Origin of the sequence: Halomonas sp. SpR8 (assembly GCF_031010195.1) — a bacterium.
GTDB lineage: Bacteria > Pseudomonadota > Gammaproteobacteria > Pseudomonadales > Halomonadaceae > Vreelandella.
Window position 1 is genome coordinate 1 of record NZ_JAUAMC010000019.1, and the last position, 16,714, is coordinate 16,714.

Below are 16,714 nucleotides of genomic sequence, written 5' to 3' on the forward strand. Positions count from 1 at the left end.
CCAGGGACTGATCTCGATACTGGACGCGGTAAGATGGCTCAAGCGTTCTTCATGAACCGCCGTGGTACGGAACCGTATGCCCGGTGGTGTGAGAGGACAGGGGAGGCGACTCCCCTTCCTACTCGATGGCGGTTTATTGACGGCGAACGCAGCCTTGGTCGCTCACCACCGCCTTTAAGGGCACATCCCAAGGCTCAACAGGCAGAGAGGCTACCTGCTGGCAAGCGTGGGCGACGCCAATCAGCGCCGGTGACGGGCCAGGGCGCTGCATGAATGCCAGGCTACGGTCATAAAAGCCACCGCCCATGCCCATACGATTAGCATTAGCATCAAACCCTACTAACGGCACAATTAGCGTATCTAACGCCCAGGCGGGCAGCCGGTTATGTCGTTGAGCGCTAAAGCGTAAATCTGGCTCGCAAATACCAAAGCGGTTTAGCACCATTGGAGTATTGGAGTGGAAGGCGACAAACCACAGGCGGTTGGCGCTAAATGGCTGCAAAACAGGTAAATAGATCTCGACATTGCGCTGGCGCAGCCAAGCTATTAGCGGGGTTGGGTCGATTTCCCCATTGACGGGCAGGTAGAGACTTATGCGCCGCGCGCGACGAATTTCAGGCAGGGTCTTTAGCTGAGCACACAGTCGTCGTGCAGCGAGCTGTTGCTGCTGGTGAGAAAGGGCTTGGCGCTGATGACGTAAAAAGCGGCGAAGGGCACGCTTATCACTATCGTGTGAGGCAGTATCATGATGGAGGTTATTCATAAGTGCTGTTTCCCCCCATACGTCTTCCCTTCATGGGTATTTAATACCTGACACGTACTTAAATGATGTGCTGGATGATAGAAAGGTGTTCTCCAAGGTGCCGCTGTCATTCTGGCCCTGAACCTACTGGTTCAGGTGGGTGGCCGCAGCCAGACCGTCAGGCTTTCCGACGCACGGACATGCACACGGGTCTGGCTAGCATTTGGCCCCCTGGGTATTACGCATAGGCTCGAGGGACTATAACGACTGGCGTACACCCCAGAGAACCTCGCCATCCTAACAGAGCAGCCGCTAATGCCAAAGTATCGGGTTAAACGTTCGCGAAGCTTTTAGACAACGCATTAGGACTGGCGTGTTTTGGCCAACACCTGTTCAAGGCGATCGTTTAATCGGTTCAGGTTCTCTTCACCGGCACGGTGCTCATCCATGGCTTCAAGCAGCTCGTGGGTGATATTGAGTGCCGCCATAATCGCTACCCGTTCGCTGCCGAGCACGCTGCTTTGGGCGTTGATACCTTGCATGGCGCGGTCTAGATAGCGCGCCGCGCGGTCGAGTTTGGCTTCTTCACCCGTGTCGCAGGCAATGACATAGCCACGTCCTAACAGGGTTATTTCTTTGGTCGGGCGCTTGGCGTTGCTCATCAAAGACTCCAGCACGGGCCAGTGAGGGGGCCAATGCGTTAACATCACAACATAGAAAGATCAGTGTCACTTACTATAAGAGAGGCCCTTAGGCGCGGTCAACGCGCAAGACCAGGGGCACTTTTATCGCCAAGTCACGCTATCTTCAACACACCCGCAGGAATGAGTGAATACGAGGTTATACATACTATGTCATTGATTGATGAACGTCAGGACTTCTCCGACGTGGCGGATGTTTTTTTATTGCATGGCAGTATGCAGTCGCCCGCATTTTTAGATGGCCGCTTATGTGCCCTGCTGGCGCTGCGCGATGTGAGCGCAGAGCACTGGCTGGATGAAGTCTGCCAGAGTTTGGGTGTTGAGCAGCCGCGCGATCAGGCAAGTGCTGAGCGGCTATTAGGCTGGCGGCGGCAAACGGTGGAAGCATTGAGCGCCAGCGACCTAGACTATACGCCGCTGCTACCCGATGAGCTGTTTTCGTTGGGCGAGCAGGCGCAGGGGCTCAAAGAGTGGACGCTGGGCTTTATCGAAGTGGTCGATGAGGTGGCTGACAATGAACTGCGCGAGCGCTGGTCGCAGGCGTTATGCGAAGCGATTAGTGATCTTGAAGGAGTAGGTCGAATCGACACCGATATCGACGATAGCCCAGAAAACGAAAACGATCTGTTTGCGCTGACCGAGCATGCCCGTATGGCCGCTATGCTGCTATATACCGAGCAGCACCCAGGATTGCCGCAAGTAGAACAAACCGACGCCCCCGTTCACTAACCCTGCTGCCTGGAGCCCTTATGTTGTCAGAGACCGTGCTGTCCGAGATGTTACCTCGTCCCGCCGCGATCAGCGTGGCGGAATATCGCTACCGTCGTGATGCGCTCATGGCTCAACTACCAGATAACGCTGCGGTGGTGCTTCCCGGCGCCGAACTGATGACGCGTTCAAGGGATAGCGAATTTGCCTTCCGCCAGAACAGTGATTTTTACTACCTGACCGGCCTTCGTGAACCGGACGCTCTATTGGTATTACTGCCTGGGCGTGGGGAAGGCGAAAGCGTGGTGTTCTGTCAGGATCGTGATCCCACTATGGAAGCATGGACAGGGCGCCGCCTGGGTGCCGCTGGCGTGGTGGCCGAGCATGGCATTGATCAAGCGTTTGAAAACGCTGATCGCGATGAACGGCTGCCTGAATTATTAGCGGGGCGTGAGCTGCTCTATTTGCCACTCGATAATGCTCAAGCAGTGGGTATCGCCGAAGATGCCTTGGCGGATACCCAGGCGGGGTTGAGACGCGGCCGGCCAACGCTGAGGGGTTGGTTGGATATCAGCCCGTTGATTCACACCATGCGGTTGATCAAAAGTGACGCCGAAATTGCCCTGCTGCGCCACGCCGCGGTGATATCCGCACGCGCCCATCGGCGTGCTATGCAGGTATCCCGCCCTGGCCTGAGTGAGTTCCAGCTGCAGGCCGAGTTAGAGCATGAGTTTGTCTGGCAAGGGGCCAGTGGGCCTGCGTACAGTACGATCGTGGGTAGTGGTGCCAATGCCTGCGTACTGCACTATATTGAGAACAGCGCGCCGCTGTGTGAAGACGGCTTAGTACTGATTGACGCGGGGGCTGAGTTTGAGCTCTATGCGGGTGACATCACCCGCACGTTTCCAGTCTCTGGGCGGTTTAGTGACTCTCAGCGGGCGCTTTATCAGATCGTTCTAGATGCTCAACAACGCGCCGTTAGCGCCGTTCAGCCGGGAACCACGTTGGCCGCAATCCATCAGGGCGTGGTGTATGACCTAACCGCCGGGCTGATTGAGCTTGGCCTGCTAGAAGGCGAGGTTCAGGCGCGCATTGATGATGAGAGCTACCGCCGCTTTTACCTGCACTCGACTTCTCACTGGTTAGGTCTCGATGTACACGATGTGGGCACCTATCGGCTAGATGAGCAAACTCCTCGGCCGCTGGTCGCTGGCATGGTGCTGACCGTAGAGCCGGGTCTGTATATTCCAAGCGATGACGATATTCCAGACGCCTATCGCGGCATCGGCATTCGTATTGAAGACAACATTGTCGTGACTAACGAAGGACATGACGTCTTGACCGCGGATGTACCTAAGCAGGTAGCTGAAATTGAAGCACTAATGGTTAAAAAATAACCATCTTTTAGTCCATTAAAATTGCTTTATGTAATTTACGTTACGAATTATTAATTGCCTCTAGGGTGCGGCGGTAATACGAGGGAGAAGGCAATGCAACAGTCCAACCAAGCGGCTGATAGAGCGCTGACCCATGACATTGTCATAGTAGGCGGAGGGTTAGTCGGTGCGAGTTTAGGCTGCGCCCTAGCGCCGCTTATTGAGCGCTATGGCTGGCGAGTGGCGGTGATCGAATCTTCGCCGTTAACCGCACAGTCGCTGGAAAGTGCCTGGCAGCCCAGCTTTGATGCCCGGGCCAGCGCCATTGCGGAAGGCTCCGCTCAGCGCTTTCAACAGCTGGGCGTATGGCAGGCGATGCTCAGTGAGGCCACCCCTATCAAGCGCATCCATATCAGTGAGCGTGGCCGTTTAGGGGCGACGCGGCTGAGTGCTGATGAGTTGGGCGTTGCGGCGCTGGGGCATGTGATTCCCAATGCTTGGATGGGCCGGGTGCTTCACCGCCGTCTTGCCGAGTTGCCGCTTGAGTGGCACTGCCCGGCAACGGTCGAGCAGCTCACGCCCGTAGCGGGTGGCCATTACCTGCAGCTCTCTGACGGCAGCCAGCTAACCGCAGGCTTAACGGTACTCGCCGATGGGGGCCGTTCGGGGCTTAAAGAGCAACTAGGCATTGGTAGCCGCCGTGAGCCTTATGAGCAAACTGCGCTGATTGCGCATGTTGGCGTCAGCCAGCCCCACCAAGGTATCGCTTACGAACGCTTTACCTCTCAGGGGCCCATGGCTTTACTGCCGCTACCGGGGCAGGCGATGGAATTAATATGGACGCACCCCAGCGGCAGTGAAAAAGCGCGTATGGCGCTTCCCGAGCGTGAATTTCTGCGCCAACTTCAGTGTGCATTTGGCGAACGGGTCGGTCGTTTTACGCGGGTTGGTTCTCGCTACACCTATCCGCTCTCCCTGGTGACCGCTGAAGAGCCGGTGCGCCCTGGGTTGGCAGTACTGGGTAACGCCGCCCACGCCTTGCATCCGGTGGCGGGGCAGGGGTTTAACTTGGCCCTGCGGGGGGTGATGGATCTTGTCGAAGCATTGGAGCAAGGGGAGCTGGCTAAGCGACCGCTGGGCGATATGACGACGCTTCAAGCCTTTGAGCACCAGCGCTCCAAAGATCGCGCTAATGTCATTCGCTTTAGCGATGGCTTGGTACGGTTGTTTGGACTCTCTTTTCCGCTGCTGCCCCACGCTCGCGCGGCAGGCTTAATCGGCTTGAACCTTGTTGGGCCGCTGCGGCGAGGACTTGCGCGCCGAGCCATGGGCTTGGAACGCTAACCCTTTCATCACTAGGCCACTAGAAAGGAGTGCTATGGATATGGATTCATCTATTGCGAAGCCGAGGGTCGAACGCTTTGAGGCGGTCATTGTTGGCGGCGGCATGGTAGGTACCGCGCTGTGTGCGCTGCTTGCTCAAGCCGGTATGCAGGTGGCGCTTGTGGAAGCGCAGCCAGCACCATTGAGCTTAGATGATGCCACGGGTGAGCTACCCGCACCGCGGGTCAGTGCACTGACGCCTGTCTCACAACGCTTGCTGACACATTTGGGCGCTTGGCCTAGCATGCGGCAAACCCGGGTAACGCCTTACCGGGGGATGCAGGTATGGGATGCTGAAGGGAGTGGCGAGATTGCTTTTTCCGCCGATGAGGCGGGCGTTGGGGTACTTGGACATATTGTTGAAAATGCGATCACCCAAGCGGCGCTCATGACTCAAGTCATGCACCACCCCAACGTCTCCACGTTTTTTAACGTGCGTGTTCAGTCGTTGCAGCGCGCAAGCGGTAACGCGCCGAATCATACTGTTGGCGGTGACTGGCTGGTGCTGGATGATGGGCGTCAGCTCCAGGCGCCGTTAATAGTGGCTGCTGATGGCGCTCACTCAGCGCTGCGTGAGATGGCGGGCATTGAAGTGGCCAGTGACGATATGCAGCAGGATGCTGTGGTGACGACGGTGAAATGTGCTAAACCCCATGGCGGCACGGCGCGCCAGGCGTTTATCGACGGACGCCCGCTGGCGTTTCTGCCGTTAACGGTAAAAGGCGATGATCATTACTGCTCAATTGTATGGTCGACGACCGCAGAGCACGCGGCGCAGTTGAGTGAGTTGTCGCAGCAAGCATTAGGCGATGCGCTGGGTGAGGCATTTGGCTACCGTTTAGGCGCGGTAACCGTCTGCGATAAGGCTCACCGCTTTCCGCTCGTGCAGCGCCATGCGCGCCACTATGTGCAACCACACTTCGCACTGGTGGGGGATGCCGCCCATAGTATCCATCCACTGGCCGGCCAGGGGGTTAATTTAGGGCTGATGGATGCGGCCGTTTTAGCAGAAGAAGTGGTTCACGCTTGGCAGCGCGGCGCGCCTTGGGGGGAACTGAGCACATTAAGGCGTTATGAACGTCGTCGGCGCTTTGATAACAGCGCTATGCTGGGGCTGATGAAAGGCTTTAAAGTGCTGTTTGGTAGCCACGACCCAGCGCTGACGCTGGCGCGCAACCTGGGCATGAGTAGTATGAATCAATTGGTGCCATTAAAGCGCGTACTGATGCGACAGGCGACCGGAGAGCGCGGCCGCCTGCCGCCCAGTTGTCGTTGACTCGCTTGTCGTTAAATCAGGTTGTCGTTAACCCCTTCGACGATCGACTACGTTAAGCGCTTTAAGCAGGTTAAGCGCTTCACTGAGCTGGTAGTCGTCGGATAGCCGTTCGGCCATTTTCTGGCGGTCTCGTGGGGCCTGCTGTGCGCTTAAGTGCCCTTCCAAGTCGGCCTCACGAATTTCCAGGCGACTCTCGGCAACTTCTAAGCGCCCGCGCACTACTTCCACATCGGGCTCAATGCCTTGGGCCTGAATCGAGCGGCCGTTGGGGGTGTAGTAGAGCGCCGTGGTGAGCTTGAGCCCTTCGCCATTGCCCAGTGGCATAATCTGCTGCACAGAGCCCTTGCCGAAACTATCGGTACCCATTATCACGCCGCGCCGTTGATCCTGAAGCGCGCCTGCCACGATTTCCGCCGCCGAGGCACTGCCCCCGTTGATCAATACGACCAGCGGAACATCGCTTGCAGGCGTGGAGGTTGAGGCAGAGAACGACATCTCGGTATCCGAGAGGCGCCCCTCGGTATACACGATCAGCCCTTCATCCAGGAACAGATCGGCTATGCCTACGGCGGCTTGCAGTACGCCGCCGGGGTTGTTGCGCAAATCGAGTATTAAACCGTCCAAGGGCTGTTCGCGGGCCATTTGCTCCAGCGCTTCGCGAGCCTGTTCGGGCGTACGCGACTGAAATTGGCTAATGCGCAGATAGCCGTAACCCGACTCAAGTAGCTCATGTTTAACGCTTTCGCTCCGAATAACCTCACGGGTTAGGGTGAACTCCCGTGGTGCCTCTTCGCCTGAACGCAGTATGCTAATACGCAGCTCGGTATTGGGATCGCCGCGCATGATGGTCACGGCTTCTTGTAGAGACATACTGTCGGTGGGGGTACCGTCGATCGCCACGATAATATCGCGAGCTAGCAGCCCGGCGCGGGAGGCCGGGGTGTCGTCAATGGGCGTAATCACCATCAATTGGCCATCTTCCATGCCCACCTCAATACCGATGCCGCCAAACTCACCTTGGGTAGATTCACGCAGGCTTTGGTACTCCTCCTCATCAAGATAGGCGGAGTGTGGGTCCAGCTCGCTGAGCATGCCGCGCATGGCGTTGCGCAGCAGCGTACGGTCATCGACCTCCTCAACATAAGCGCGCTTAATGCGCTCAAACACCTCGGCGAAGGTCTGAATCTCTTCGAGCGGAAGCCCATTGTTAACGTCTTGGTTCTCCCCCCCAGCGTTGGGTTGGGCCAGTAGCGGGAGCGGGGCCGACAGTAAAGCAATCGGCAGCAGGGTAGCCAAGAGGCGCTTGGCGGGGGCCGATACTACGGTTACAGATAGCGTCATGCAGACTCCGCAAGGCGATTGAAACAGTTGATATTCATGCAGCTTATCCCGTCAGCGGCGCGCAATCCAACGCTGTGGATTAATTGGTTCGCCGCCACGACGAACTTCAAAGTAGAGTGCCGCGCGCGTTTGACCACCGCTGTTGCCTACGCGACCGATCTCATCGCCGCGACTGACCTGCTGACCAAGCCTAGCGCTGAACTGCTGCAGATGGGCATGCAGGGTCATAATCTGGTCGCCGTGATCGATAATGAGTAGATTGCCAAACCCACGCATCCAATCGGCAAATACGACGCGGCCGGTGTGAACGGCGGTCACTGGCGTGCCTGCACTGGCTTGAATGACAATGCCGTTGTAATGCACGCCGTCGCGATGGTGAAAATTGCTGCTGATGGAACCTTGCACCGGCCAGGGTAAATCGCCTTGGGTGCTGACAATATGGGTGGTGGGCGTGGGTTCGGCAAGTTTGGCCATTTCCGCTTGGATATTACGTAGCACGCGCTCGGCCTCTTCACGGCTTTGGTTAAGGTCTGCCAGCCGCTCCTCTTCGCTTCCGTAGCGGTCATCCAGATTAGCTACCACGCCCCGCCGTTCGGTGGTGCGTTGGGCAAGCAGAGCGCTCTGCTCTTCCAACTCATCGGCCAGAGTATCAAGGCGCGCTTGGCGTTCACTTAACTCATTTTGGGTGTCGGCCAGGGCCTTATCCAGGCGCGCTATATCGCTTAAACGGCGATTACGCGCTGCGGTCAGCCGATTCATATACGCCTGCATACGATCAAGCTCTGCGGGGTCGCCTTGGTTAAGCAGCAGCTTGAGCTGTGGCGTTGGACCCAGGCGGTATAGCGCTGAGAGCTGTTGGCCCAGGGCGGCGTACTGGTCTGAGCGCTCGCTCTCTAATCGATCGCGGTGCTGGCGCAACTGGGTGGTTTCATCATTCAACTGGCGGCGTTCAGCTTGAAGGGTGTCTAAGCGTTGGTGCGTTTCGGCTAGTTCGGTTTCGACTTCGCGCAGTTCGCGCTCGGCATTATCCCGCGCCTGTCCCGTTGTGGTGAGCCGCTGGCCGAGGGATTCGATCTCCTGGCCAATCGCATCCAGTTGCTGGCGCGCTGCGCTTTCATCCTGCTGGGCGAAGCCTGCTGGCGCATAACAAAACGCCAGCATGGCAGCGGAGGCTACATAACGCAGTATGCGCATTAGCTAAAATGGATCAGTGGTTTCCCGGTCATCGCCTCGGGTTGTTCTTGGTTCATCATCGACAGCAGCGTGGGCGCCAGATCGCATAGTTTGCCTTCCTCAAGTGTGGCATCACGTCCGCCGACATAGATGAGCGGCACGACAAACGTCGTGTGGGCAGTTTGGGGTGCGCCCGTTTCAGGATGCACCATTTGCTCGGCATTGCCGTGGTCAGCGGTAATTAAGCAAGCGCCGCCTGCACGCTCAATCGCTTCAACCACGCGTCCTACGCAGGTATCCACCGTCTCAATGGCTTTTTTCGCTGCTTCGAAGTCGCCGGTATGGCCGACCATGTCGCCGTTGGCGTAGTTGCAGATAATCAGATCAAAACTGCCGCCATCAATCGCCTCTACCAACTTATCGGTGATCTCAAAAGCGCTCATTTCAGGCTTTTCGTCGTAGGTGCGAACATCACGTGGTGAGGGCACCAGAATGCGCTTTTCGCCGTCATATTCGTCTTCATTACCGCCCGAAAAGAAGAACGTCACGTGGGGGTACTTCTCGGTCTCGGCAATGCGCAGTTGCGTTAAGCCGCGCTTGGCCGCCACTTCGCCGAGGGTGTCGTTTAGATCAGACGGTGGAAACGCTGCAGGTACCGGAATATCCGCCGCGTACTGGGTCATCGTCACCAGTCCTTTACCGGCAAGCTTAGGGCAAGCGCGACGCTCAAAGTCTTTGAAATCCGGCTCGGCGAAGGCGCGGGTTAATTCCCGGGCGCGATCAGAGCGGAAATTAAGAAAAATAGCGGCGTCGCCATCTTCTAAAATAATAGGCTTGTCTTTGAAGGGAATGCTGCTGGCGGCCACAAATTCGTCGGTTTCACCGCGCTGGTAGGCATCGCGTAGGGCGGTTTCGGCGCTTGAGGCGTAGTAGTCTGCGTGGCCGTCGGTCAGCAGTCGATACGCTTGCTCGACGCGCTCCCAACGGTTGTCACGGTCCATGGCATAGAAGCGGCCAATAATCGAAGCCACAAAGCCGTTATCAGCGCCCACCAGCTCGGCTAGGCGGGCATTAACGCGCTCTATCGAGGCCAAGGCGCTCTGCGGTGGCATATCGCGGCCATCGAGGAAGGCGTGGATAAAAATACGCTGGGCGCCGCGGCGTGCGGCCAGTTCGGCCATGGCAATAAAGTGATCTTCATGGCTATGGACGCCACCTGGCGAGAGCAAACCCATCAGATGTACCGGGCGATGGTTGGCGATCGCTTCGTCAATCGGCTGGGTGAGGGTTTCATTGACATCCAGGTCGCCGTCTTCAATCGCCTTGCTGATGCGGGTGAAGTCCTGATAAACGATACGCCCGGCGCCAATATTCATATGCCCGACTTCAGAGTTGCCCATCTGGCCGTCGGGAAGCCCCACGTTAAGCCCATCGGTGTGAACGAAGGCGTGAGGGCGGCTCGACCATAATTTATCCATCGTTGGCGTGTGGGCAGCGGCGACCGCATTGTGGTTGCTATCGGGGTTGTGGCCGTAGCCATCGAGAATGATCAGCGCCACCGGGCGCGGGGTGCGAGAAGTATCCATAAAAACCTCATTATGATTGGCAGACCGAGCGAGTCGATAATTGGGGGTCGCGACGGGCGCACGCTTGGGGCATCATAACGCAGGCAACTGCCAGGCGTCATGATGTAGGAGCCTGTCCGGCTTAACACTGATCTACTGTGAATCCGTGCTTCTCGCGATGATCAGCCAAGCCGGACAGCCTCCCAGGCCTGCGCGGGAAGCTATCTGACGTGTATACTTGTCGCGTTTTGGCAGCGGTTAGGCCGCTTTTTTCTGCATTGACCAAGAGATTGTGTTCGCGATGATCGATCAGGTGTTCGAATTCGTACAGAACCACCCCCTGCTGGTGGGGGCATTTTTGCTGGTACTGATAGCGTGGATTATTTATGAAACGCGCAGTGCCTCTACCAATGCACTGACCGCCACGCAGGCTACTCAGCTTATCAACCGCGAAGACGCGGTGGTGCTGGATATCCGCGAAAGTAAAGACTTCAAAACCGGGCATATCGCGGGGGCGCGCAACATTCCGCAAAGCAACCTCGATAGCCGCATGAACGAACTGGATAAAGTGAAAGCCCAGCCGATCATTGTGGTATGCAAGCACGGTCAGAGTTCTGGTGCCGCACAGGCCAAACTCGCCAAAGCTGGTTTTGAACGTGCTTACAAGTTAAGAGGCGGTATGGCGCAGTGGCAAGGCGATGGCCTTCCGGTGGTTAAAAAGTAATTAGCGCTATTTTTATTTAATGGATAATTAGGAGTTTCCCCATGGCGGAAGATAACAATACCCCGCAGGCTGGTGCCGCAGCAGCAGACGAAAAACCGCAGCTGAAATTCTCGCTGCAGCGCATTTACGTAAAAGATATTTCGTTTGAAGCGCCCAACTCACCTTCGGTGTTTAAGCAGGCGTTCAAACCGAAAGTGAACCTGGACCTTAATACGACCAGCACTAAAATTGCCGATGATCAATACGAAGTCGTTGTCAAGGTGACGGCGCAGGTTAACGATAACGAAACCGGCACTACCTCGTTCTTGGCGGAAGTTCAGCAGGCGGGTCTGTTCCGCATCGCGGGTATTGAAGGCGCGCAGTTGGATCAAACCCTGGGCGCCTTCTGTCCTAACCTGCTGTTCCCTTACGCCCGCGAGTGCGTGGATAACCTGGTCAATCGCGGAGGTTTCCCGCCGCTGATGCTGGCGCCGGTTAACTTTGAAGCGATGTACGCTCAGCGTAAGCAGCGCGAAGCCAAGCAAGCCGAAGAAAGCACCCACTAAGCGATGCCTGAAGCGCTGCAAGCCGCTGACTGGTATGCCCAGCATGGCAAAATGCCGCGCGTCTATGTGCCTGCTGCCTTCGTAGCAGGTAGTGACGTTGTGCTGCCTGAAGGCCCCGCCCGTCACCTCACGCGCGTACTGCGCATGAGCGAGGGCGCACCGCTGGTACTTTTTGACGGTGAGGGTCTTGAGGCTGGTGTCCGCTTGGCGGAGGTAAGCCGCAAGCAGACGCTGGCGCGTGTTGAGGCGGTATGGACAGGCAGTGGCGAGTCGCCGCTGTCCGTTCATTTGGGTCAAGCGATCTCTAAAGGCGACCGAATGGATTATGCCATTCAGAAGGCCGTCGAGCTGGGCGTTGCGGCGATTACGCCGCTGTATACCGAGCGCGGTGATGTACGCTTAAAGGGTGAGCGTGAAGATAAAAAGCTCGCTCACTGGCAAGCGGTTGCTGCCAGCGCCTGTGAGCAGAGTGGCCGTGCAGTGGTACCGCCGATTCATCCCCCTGTGGCGCTGCAAACATGGCTTGCTGAAAGGCAAGAGCCGCTGCGTTTGATGCTGCATTTGGCAACCGGCAATGTCTTTGATCGCCAAGATCGCCCCGCGTCGGTAGCGCTGCTCATAGGCCCGGAAGGTGGTTTGAGCGAGAGTGATATGGCTGCCGCCCAAAATGCTGCCTTTACACCGCTAACACTCGGCCCGCGTGTATTGCGCACCGAAACCGCTCCGATAGTGGCACTATCGCTGTTACAGCACTACTTTGGTGATTTGTAAGTACTTACAATCCACAGAAGCTCTGCGTCTTCTCTTTTTAGGTTTCGTGCTGATTCTGCGGCACTATTATCCCCCTGTGTTTTTGTACCTTCGCACTTTGCCTTACACCCTAAACACACCATAATACGGCACTATTTTCTTGAAGGACGTTACCCATGGTGCGTGAGTCTCACTCATCCCCGCGATCCGCCAGCGATGCGTCAGCCCAGTTGGGTGAAGTGGCATACCTAACGGTCACGGCCGTCAATAATATCGGCGCGTTTTTGCAGTGGGGGCAGCCAAAAGACGTATTACTGCCTTTCAGCGAGCAGCATTTTCGCCCAGATGCTGGCAAGCGCGTATTGGTAATGCTGTATAGCGACGATCAGGGGCGACCGGTTGCCTCAATGAAGCTCGATCGCTTTCTGACGGACGATGCCTGGGCGTTGGAAAAAGGCGATGAAGTGGCCGTGGTAGTGGCGGAGCGCACCGATTTAGGCATGAAAGTGGTGGTCAATCACCGCTACTGGGGGCTTATTTATCAGGATGACGTCACCCAGCCGCTGCGCCGAGGCCAATCCGTTAAGGGCTATGTGAAGCAGCGCCGCGAAGATGGTCGCCTAAATATCTCGTTGCTACCGCCAGGTGTCGCTCGCTTAGATGTGGTGGGCGATAAGATCATGCAGGCACTGCGGGAAAGTGGTGGCTATCTCCCCCTAGGTGATAAAAGCCCCGCTCACGAAGTTAAAGCGCGCTTAGGGGTGAGTAAAAGTGCTTTTAAACAAGCCATTGGGCGGCTTTATAAGCAGCAGTTGATCATCCTCGAGCCTGACGCCATTCGCATCGTGCCCGGCGCACTGAGTGAGTAGTTAGCGGGGGCAGTTGGAGCCGGGCGAGCAGTACGGCATACTGAGCACCAATTGTTCATGTTTGGATAGTGCCCCCGATGAGCCAATCAAATCTGCACCTCGGCGTTGTGATGGATCCCATCAGCGACATCGCTTACAAGAAAGACACCACCATGGCCATGTTATGGGCTGCCCAGGAGCGTGGTTACATCCTGCACTATATGGAGCAGGAAGATCTTTTCTTGAATGCAGGGCAAGCCTACGCACGTATGCGATCGTTAACGGTACACCGTGATCCAAGTCACTGGTACGACCTAGGCGAACCCTCGGCGCGCCCGTTAGTAGAGCTGGATGTGGTGTTGATGCGCAAAGACCCACCGGTCGATGCAGAGTTTATCAATGCTGTGCACCTGCTGGGCTTTGCTGAGCGGGAGGGTGTGCTGATCGTCAATCCAACGGCGGCGCTTCTGCAATGCAATGAAAAGCTGTTTGCCCAGCAGTTTCCTGAATGCTGCGCGCCTACGATTGTCGCTAGTCGTGATGATGTGCTGCGTGCCTTCCATTCGGAGCACGGCGATGTGATCTTCAAGCCGCTGGACGGTATGGGCGGCACCGGTATTTTTCATATTGGCCCAGATGGGCGCAATATCGGCGCGGTAATTGAGCAGCTTTCGTTGCGTGGTCAGCGGCAAATTATGGCCCAGCGTTACCTGCCCGAGATTAAGGATGGCGATACACGCATTCTACTGGTGGATGGAGAGCCGGTGCCCTTTGGGTTAGCGCGAATCCCCTCGGCCGGCGAAACCCGGGGCAACTTAGCCGCCGGTGGGAAAGGGGTTAGCCGTGAACTCACCGAGCGTGATCACTGGCTTATTCAGCAGGTGCAGCCGATGATTCGGGAAAAGGGGCTAATGTTCGTGGGTCTTGATGTAATCGGAGATTATATTACGGAAATCAACGTCACTAGCCCCACCTGCGTGCGTGAAATTGATGACCAGCGCGGCACCAATATCGCCGGATTACTGCTGGATGCCATCGAGCGTCGCTTAGCCTAAGCGCAGCCCTGCGCCTTATAATTACATTCATTACGCTACGCCTGTTGGGTTATCTGCAGGCAGTGGGAGACGCATGCAAAGTTTGAAACATCACTTTTTGATGGCCATGCCACATTTAGACGACCCTAATTTTGCCGGTAGTCTTATTTACTTGTGCGATCACGATGACAATGGCTGTATGGGGGTCATTGCCAACCACCCGATGGAGATCACCCTCGAAGCGCTATTTGATCAGTTGGAACTGGGCGGCGAAGCCAGCCCGCATCGCAACGCGCCGGTCTATTACGGCGGGCCGATGCACAAAGACCGTGGCTTCATTCTGCACGTTGGCGATAGCCAGCAGTGGGACTCGAGTATCCAAGTGGAAGATGGCATTGCGCTCACTACCTCGTTGGACATTTTGCAAGCCTTTGCTGCTGGCGAGGGGCCTGAGCAGTTTTTGGTCTGCTTGGGCTGTGCGGGTTGGGAAGTTGGCCAGCTCGAAGAAGAGCTTAAAGACAACAGTTGGCTAACCGTAGAAGCCCAGGGCAGCGTGCTTTTCAATACTCCGCCGGTAGAGCGGTTAACCGCGGCGGCAGGATTACTCGGTATCGACCTTAACCTAATGACCCGAGATGCGGGGCACGCCTAATGGTCGAGCGTAATGACTGAAAGTGGACAGCGTTTAATCCTGGCCTTTGACTACGGCACCCGTCGTATCGGAGTAGCGGTGGGCAACGAGCTGCTGCACAGCGCCCGAGAGCTCACTCCGTTGACGGCGCGTGATGGGATTCCTGATTGGAATGTCGTGTCTCGGCTGCTTAACGAGTGGCAACCGGATCTGTTAGTGGTGGGGCTGCCGCTGAATATGGATGGTAGCGAGTCCGATATGAGTATTCGCGCTCGCAAGTTCGGCAATCGCTTGCACGGGCGCTATGGCAAGCCTTGTGAAATGGTCGATGAGCGGGGCACCACCCGAGAAGCCAAGCTGATCGCTCGTGAGGCGGGGCACAAAGGTAATTATCGCCAAGATAGTGTCGATGGCATTGCGGCGATTCTTATTCTTGAGGGCTGGTTTGCCCACCAGGAAGGCTTGCCTGGCGGGCGTCTCTCTCTTTAGCCCTTATCCTGCATCTCGAAGCTCTCTATCTCTAAACCTTCTCTTCTAGCCTTAACGATCCAAAGTGCCGATTTGACTGGGTACGTACCAGCGCACAGGGCGCAGATCTTGCTCGATTAGTTTGTCGACGTTTAGCAAGGTTGCGAAAATCGCCATGCGCATGGGAATGCCGTTATCGGTTTGGCGGAAAATCGCCAGCCGTGGGTCGCCATTAAGATCCAGGTTTAAATCATTCGCGCCGGGTCGGCTATCTCTAGGTAGTGGGTGCATCACAATCGTGCTTTGACTGCAGCGGTGATCGAGAAAATCACGATTGACCATAAAGTCATCAGAGAGTCCCTGAAAGCTCTCATTCATCTCGTCGGTAAAGCGCTCTTTTTGGATACGCGTGGTGTACACCACATCTAAATCTGCAAAGTCGCTGGCCAGCGAGTCGCGCTGCTCAATGCGGTGACCGCGAGACGCCACCAAATCAATCAGCTTGGAAGGCATTTCAAGGCCAGGCGGTGACACCAGGGTAATGCGCAGTGGGTCATAGAGTGATAAGAGCTTAATCAGTGAATGCACGGTACGGCCATACTTCAAATCGCCGGTGAGCAGAATATGTGCACCGCTAAGCGATTTGCCTAGGCGCTGAAACTCTTTATCTATTGTATAAAGATCAAGTAGTGCCTGGCTGGGGTGCTCGCCAGGGCCATCGCCGCCATTAATCACCGGCACATTGGTCGCCGCTGCAAACTCAGCCACCGAACCCTGGTCAGGGTGGCGCATGACAATGGCGTCGCAGTAACCGCTCATCACTCGGCTGGTATCGTATAGCGACTCCCCCTTCGCCATGGAGGAGAAGGTAAAGCCGGTGGTGTCGCACACACTGCCACCCAAACGGCAGAAGGCAGCATTGAAACTCACCCGTGTCCGCGTACTGGCCTCAAAAAACAAATTGCCGAGTACTGCCCCCTCTAAGACGCGAGTAACCTGGCGTCGCTGAGCAATCGGCTCCATACGCGCAGCGACACGCAGTAAGTGGTCTACGCTTTCGCGGTTTAATGAGTCGACAGTTAATAAGTGGTGGCTCATAGCGATCCTCGGCACAGTGGTGGAAAGAGCGATAGATAACGCTAGTGTAACCGTCAATCATGCTGATGCCGAAGGGGTTTCATTCCGCCAAGGCAGGTGATTTGTAATTTTTCTACAAAACCGCTTGCCAACCCGGCTTTGAGCCCGTAAAGTACGCATCCGCTGCCGGGGACGCATGGCGTTACCAGCGGTGAATGAAGTGTAAAAAGCTTCGGTTTGTCAGGAGGTTAGAGCAGTTTTGTTGCTCGCCTCATTCGCTAAAAACAGCGATTGACAAACACCAGGAAATGCGTAGAATACGCCTTCCTCGCTGAGGCAAGCCAGCTCAACGGTTTGTAGGTAGTTTTGACA

17 protein-coding genes and 1 other RNA gene are annotated in these 16,714 nt (G+C 56.4%); 11 read left to right on the plus strand and 7 right to left on the minus strand.

Going from position 1 to position 16,714, the window contains the following annotated elements; genetic code table 11:
- Window positions 1-133: 133 nt before the first annotated feature.
- The 3 genes from QT230_RS20555 to QT230_RS20565 all read right to left on the minus strand — a co-directional run bounded on the left by QT230_RS20555 (window position 134) and on the right by QT230_RS20565 (window position 1,404).
- Window positions 134-763 (minus strand): 5-formyltetrahydrofolate cyclo-ligase, encoded by a 630-nt coding sequence (locus QT230_RS20555; RefSeq protein WP_308324023.1) that lies wholly within the window; start codon window positions 761-763, stop codon window positions 134-136.
- A gap of 85 nt (window positions 764-848) precedes the next feature.
- A non-coding RNA gene (gene ssrS, locus QT230_RS20560) (6S RNA) lies at window positions 849-1,031 on the minus strand.
- A 73-nt stretch (window positions 1,032-1,104) separates the two neighbouring features.
- Window positions 1,105-1,404, minus strand: a complete 300-nt coding sequence (locus QT230_RS20565) for a cell division protein ZapA (protein WP_308324024.1) — start codon at window positions 1,402-1,404, stop codon at window positions 1,105-1,107.
- 189 nt (window positions 1,405-1,593) lie between these two features.
- Here QT230_RS20565 and QT230_RS20570 point away from each other — a divergent pair, with 189 nt between their 5' ends.
- The 4 genes from QT230_RS20570 to QT230_RS20585 all read left to right on the plus strand — a co-directional run bounded on the left by QT230_RS20570 (window position 1,594) and on the right by QT230_RS20585 (window position 6,186).
- Window positions 1,594-2,172 (plus strand): YecA family protein, encoded by a 579-nt coding sequence (locus tag QT230_RS20570; RefSeq protein WP_308324025.1) that lies wholly within the window; start codon window positions 1,594-1,596, stop codon window positions 2,170-2,172.
- A gap of 35 nt (window positions 2,173-2,207) precedes the next feature.
- The gene (pepP, locus tag QT230_RS20575) at window positions 2,208-3,548 is read left to right on the plus strand and encodes a Xaa-Pro aminopeptidase (RefSeq protein WP_308324039.1); all 1,341 of its coding nucleotides are present in this window, start codon (window positions 2,208-2,210) and stop codon (window positions 3,546-3,548) included.
- A gap of 93 nt (window positions 3,549-3,641) precedes the next feature.
- Window positions 3,642-4,871 carry a 2-octaprenyl-6-methoxyphenyl hydroxylase gene (gene ubiH / locus QT230_RS20580; RefSeq protein ID WP_308324026.1) on the plus strand — a complete coding sequence of 410 codons (1,230 nt, stop codon included), beginning with the start codon at window positions 3,642-3,644 and terminating at the stop codon, window positions 4,869-4,871.
- Window positions 4,872-4,905: 34 nt separating this feature from the next.
- The gene (locus QT230_RS20585; RefSeq protein ID WP_308324027.1) at window positions 4,906-6,186 is read left to right on the plus strand and encodes a UbiH/UbiF/VisC/COQ6 family ubiquinone biosynthesis hydroxylase; all 1,281 of its coding nucleotides are present in this window, start codon (window positions 4,906-4,908) and stop codon (window positions 6,184-6,186) included.
- A gap of 27 nt (window positions 6,187-6,213) precedes the next feature.
- On the opposite strand, the gene QT230_RS20590 is transcribed toward QT230_RS20585, so the two are convergent.
- From QT230_RS20590 to gpmI, 3 genes are read right to left on the minus strand one after another with little or no spacing between them, the layout of a single operon-like run.
- Window positions 6,214-7,527, minus strand: coding sequence for a S41 family peptidase (locus tag QT230_RS20590; RefSeq protein WP_308324028.1), 1,314 nt, complete (start codon window positions 7,525-7,527; stop codon window positions 6,214-6,216).
- A gap of 51 nt (window positions 7,528-7,578) precedes the next feature.
- The gene (locus QT230_RS20595) at window positions 7,579-8,721 is read right to left on the minus strand and encodes a peptidoglycan DD-metalloendopeptidase family protein (protein ID WP_308324029.1); all 1,143 of its coding nucleotides are present in this window, start codon (window positions 8,719-8,721) and stop codon (window positions 7,579-7,581) included.
- The gene (gene gpmI / locus QT230_RS20600; RefSeq protein WP_308324030.1) at window positions 8,721-10,286 is read right to left on the minus strand and encodes a 2,3-bisphosphoglycerate-independent phosphoglycerate mutase; all 1,566 of its coding nucleotides are present in this window, start codon (window positions 10,284-10,286) and stop codon (window positions 8,721-8,723) included. The genes QT230_RS20595 and gpmI overlap by 1 nt, the downstream gene beginning before the upstream one ends.
- A 280-nt stretch (window positions 10,287-10,566) precedes the next feature.
- Here gpmI and QT230_RS20605 point away from each other — a divergent pair, with 280 nt between their 5' ends.
- From QT230_RS20605 to ruvX, 7 genes are all read left to right on the plus strand, one after another.
- Complete coding sequence (locus tag QT230_RS20605) at window positions 10,567-10,989, plus strand: rhodanese-like domain-containing protein (protein ID WP_308324031.1); 423 nt, start codon at window positions 10,567-10,569, stop codon at window positions 10,987-10,989.
- Window positions 10,990-11,030: 41 nt separating this feature from the next.
- Window positions 11,031-11,534, plus strand: a complete 504-nt coding sequence (secB, locus tag QT230_RS20610) for a protein-export chaperone SecB (protein WP_308324032.1) — start codon at window positions 11,031-11,033, stop codon at window positions 11,532-11,534.
- A gap of 3 nt (window positions 11,535-11,537) precedes the next feature.
- Complete coding sequence (locus tag QT230_RS20615) at window positions 11,538-12,305, plus strand: 16S rRNA (uracil(1498)-N(3))-methyltransferase (RefSeq protein ID WP_308324033.1); 768 nt, start codon at window positions 11,538-11,540, stop codon at window positions 12,303-12,305.
- A 155-nt stretch (window positions 12,306-12,460) separates the two neighbouring features.
- The gene (locus tag QT230_RS20620) at window positions 12,461-13,153 is read left to right on the plus strand and encodes a S1-like domain-containing RNA-binding protein (protein ID WP_308324034.1); all 693 of its coding nucleotides are present in this window, start codon (window positions 12,461-12,463) and stop codon (window positions 13,151-13,153) included.
- A gap of 77 nt (window positions 13,154-13,230) precedes the next feature.
- The gene (gshB, locus tag QT230_RS20625) at window positions 13,231-14,187 is read left to right on the plus strand and encodes a glutathione synthase (protein WP_308324035.1); all 957 of its coding nucleotides are present in this window, start codon (window positions 13,231-13,233) and stop codon (window positions 14,185-14,187) included.
- Between the two features lie 73 nt (window positions 14,188-14,260).
- Complete coding sequence (locus tag QT230_RS20630; protein WP_308324036.1) at window positions 14,261-14,818, plus strand: YqgE/AlgH family protein; 558 nt, start codon at window positions 14,261-14,263, stop codon at window positions 14,816-14,818.
- Window positions 14,819-14,830: 12 nt separating this feature from the next.
- Window positions 14,831-15,286 (plus strand): Holliday junction resolvase RuvX, encoded by a 456-nt coding sequence (ruvX, locus tag QT230_RS20635; RefSeq protein WP_308324037.1) that lies wholly within the window; start codon window positions 14,831-14,833, stop codon window positions 15,284-15,286.
- Window positions 15,287-15,337: 51 nt separating this feature from the next.
- Here ruvX and QT230_RS20640 read toward each other — a convergent pair whose 3' ends face one another.
- Window positions 15,338-16,363, minus strand: coding sequence for an aspartate carbamoyltransferase (locus tag QT230_RS20640; protein ID WP_308324038.1), 1,026 nt, complete (start codon window positions 16,361-16,363; stop codon window positions 15,338-15,340).
- Window positions 16,364-16,714 lie beyond the last annotated feature (351 nt).